Source organism: Gordonia soli NBRC 108243 (assembly GCF_000334455.1).
Taxonomy (GTDB): Bacteria; Actinomycetota; Actinomycetes; order Mycobacteriales; family Mycobacteriaceae; genus Gordonia; species Gordonia soli.
In genome coordinates this window covers 1-2,683 of sequence record NZ_BANX01000010.1, presented here as the reverse complement: position 1 = coordinate 2,683, position 2,683 = coordinate 1, and the positions used below count along the sequence as shown (strand labels likewise).

The window sequence follows — 2,683 nt, the reverse complement described above, 5'->3', positions numbered from 1 at the left end:
CGGGCGGGCGATCAACTGAGCCAAGTCGTTTGCGCCACCTCCGATGTCCCCGCCGATGTAGTTGGGGTTCTCGCGTTCGAGCTCAGCCGCGCCGCTACTGCGCGATGCCACGATCTGCCGCCGGAATCCGGGCGCGAACCGCTCTATCTGGGCGGTCACCACCTCAGTGGCGTCGCCCGAATAGCGATGCGGTACATGCGCGTAGGCCCACAACGGATTGTGGTCACCGTTCGACCGGCCAGGATCCGCGAGATACTGTTGCCCGACCAGGACAAAGGGCTGCGACGGCAACGAGCCGCGCAGCGTGGCCTTCTCGGCGGCGGCGACCTGTGCGAACTCGCCACCCAGATGCACTGTCCCGGCTCGCCGCGCGTCCGGGTTGGTCCAGGGCACCTCTCCGTCGATGACGTAGTCGACCTTGAACGCGCCGGTTCCATAGCGATGCCGCAGGTACGCGCGCCGGATCCGTGTTGGCAGCCGGTCGCCGAGGATCTCCAGCGCCGCCCTCGGCGTCACGTCCATCATCACGACGTCGGCATCGGCGACCTCGTCGAGGTGGTCGACCTTGAGGTCGGTCTCGATCTGTCCGCCGAGGGCGATGAGCTTCGCTGCGAGTGCCGCGGTGATCGCCGACGACCCGCCCTCGGCGACCGGCCAACCGTGCCGGTGTCCGGCCGCGATCATCATCAACCCGGGCGCTGACGTGCCCAACCGGCTGAGTCGGCCGAACGCATGGGCGGCGATTCCGCCGAAGAGCGCGCGCGCCTGCGGGGTGCGCAGCGCTGCCGCTGTCAGCGAGGCGGGCGCCAGTGCGCGAGGTCCGAAGTCGATCAGTGCGAGCGGATGCCGAGGTATCGAGATCATCGGCCCGAGGATGTCCGTTGCCAGCTGATCGAACGATGCCGCTGCGTGCCCGAAGACTGCCTTCCACCGCGCACCGTCGGCGCCGAGTCCGGCAGCGGTTTCGTCGATGGAGGTGTGGAGCACGCCCGCCGAGCCGTCGTCGAGTGGATGGACACAATCGATCTCGGGAGTCAGCCAGCGGAGCCCGTGCTGCTCGAGGTCGATGCTGTTCCAGTACGGCGACCCGGCGCCGAGCGGATGGAACGCGGAGCAGTGGTCGTGCCAGACACCCTCTTCGATGAGTTCGCTGGTCCGGGTTCCGCCGCCGATCGTCGGGGCGGCCTCCACCACCGTGACGTCCAGTCCGGCCTCGGCGAGCACCACCGCCGCGGTCAGTCCGTTCGGACCGCTCCCGACCACCAGTGCGCTGCTCATCGGATGCGGAAGATGACCAGTCGTTGCACGACGAAGTTGATGACCGTTGCCGTGCCCTGGGCGACCACGTAGGCGAGGAAGCTGTAGACGATGGTCTCTTGCCACAGGTGAGACAGTCCGGTGTAGATGCCGGTGTTGACCAGGTACGTCACCAGATACAGCAGGATGACCGCGACGAACCGTAACGTGCTCGGCGCAGCCCGGAAGGTCCAGCGGCGGTTGATCAGGTACGCAGTCGTGGTGCCCAGGATGAAACCGGCCGACTTCGCGGGCCAGAAGGGGACGTCGAGACCGTATTGCAGCAGGATCGTCAGCCCGAAGTCGAGCAGACCCGAGAACGCTCCGACGATGACGAAGCGGACGAGCTGGGTGCGCAGGTCGACATCGGTCGATGCTTCTTCGTCGTCGAAGGGCAGCTCGATCGGCATCGGCGCATGCCGACTGGTGAAGTCCTCGTGCGACGGTTCGGGTCGAGACACCCTGTCACCCTAGTCGACGCGTCGAGACGGTCCGCGACTCTCGGCTGCAGCTCTCGGCTGCCGCGCGCTCAGTACTCTTCGTAGACCCCGGAGTCGCGGGCAGCGCGTTCTCCGCGGTCGAGCTGCGCGAGTTCGGCGAGGTCATCGTCGGTCAGCGCGAAGTCGAAGAGGTCGGCGTTCTCGACCTGCCGCCCGCTGTGCGCCGACTTCGGGATCACGGAGATGCCCTGCTGCACCGACCACCGCAGTGCGATCTGGGTGGGCGACTTGCCGTACTTCCGCGCGAGCTTGATGACGGTCGTGTCACCCGGCACGCTCTCCTTGCGGCCACTGGGATGCCACGCCTGTGCATGGATGCCCTTCTCGGCCATGAACTCGCGGAGCTGCGTCCGGGCGAGGGCGGGAGAACACTGGATCTGGTTGAGTGCGGGCCAACGACCGGTCTCGTCGTACAGCGACTGCAACTGTCCCTGGGTGAAGTTCGATACGCCGGCCACTTTGATGAATCCTTCGTCGGCGAGCGTCAGCAGCGCCTTCCACGACTCGACGGTCTGCCCGAGCGATGGGTTGGGCCAGTGGATGAGATAGACGTCGAGGTGGTCCACACCGAGGCGTCGGGCACTCTGCGTGGCGGCATTGATCGCTTCGTCGAATCCCTGGTCGCCGCCGGCGAGCTTGGTCTGGATCACCACCTCCGACCGGTCCACCCCCGAGGCCCGGATGCCGTGTCCGACACTCAGCTCGTTGCTGTAGCGGGTCGCGGTGTCGACGAGGCGGTAGCCGGATCGGATCGCCGTGGCGACGGCGGCGCTACCCGGCCGTCCCATCAGCTGCGAGGTGCCCAGCCCCACGAGGGGGAGCTCGAAACCGTTTTCCAGCCGCACCGACGGAATGTCCACACCGTGAGGATATGCCGCGGTCAGTGC

General features: G+C 67.0%; 3 protein-coding genes. All 3 read right to left on the bottom strand.

Annotated elements, in window-relative coordinates; all coding sequences use genetic code 11:
• Positions 1-1,278: phytoene desaturase family protein (locus GS4_RS07670; RefSeq protein WP_007619207.1), on the bottom strand; the 1,278-nt coding region annotated here is incomplete at its 3' end.
• Positions 1,275-1,706: a GtrA family protein gene (locus GS4_RS07665; RefSeq protein ID WP_040509896.1), complete on the bottom strand. Its 432-nt coding sequence runs from the start codon at positions 1,704-1,706 to the stop codon at positions 1,275-1,277. The genes GS4_RS07665 and GS4_RS07670, both read right to left, overlap by 4 nt.
• Before the next feature lie 119 nt (positions 1,707-1,825).
• Complete coding sequence (locus tag GS4_RS07660; RefSeq protein WP_040509895.1) at positions 1,826-2,656, bottom strand: aldo/keto reductase; 831 nt, start codon at positions 2,654-2,656, stop codon at positions 1,826-1,828.
• Between the last annotated feature and the right edge of the window lie 27 nt (positions 2,657-2,683).

Coding starts and splice junctions, on each gene's coding strand:
- GS4_RS07665 (WP_040509896.1), bottom strand. CDS start 1,706: ATGCCGATCGAGCTGCCCTTCGACGACGAAGAAGCATCGACCGATGTC.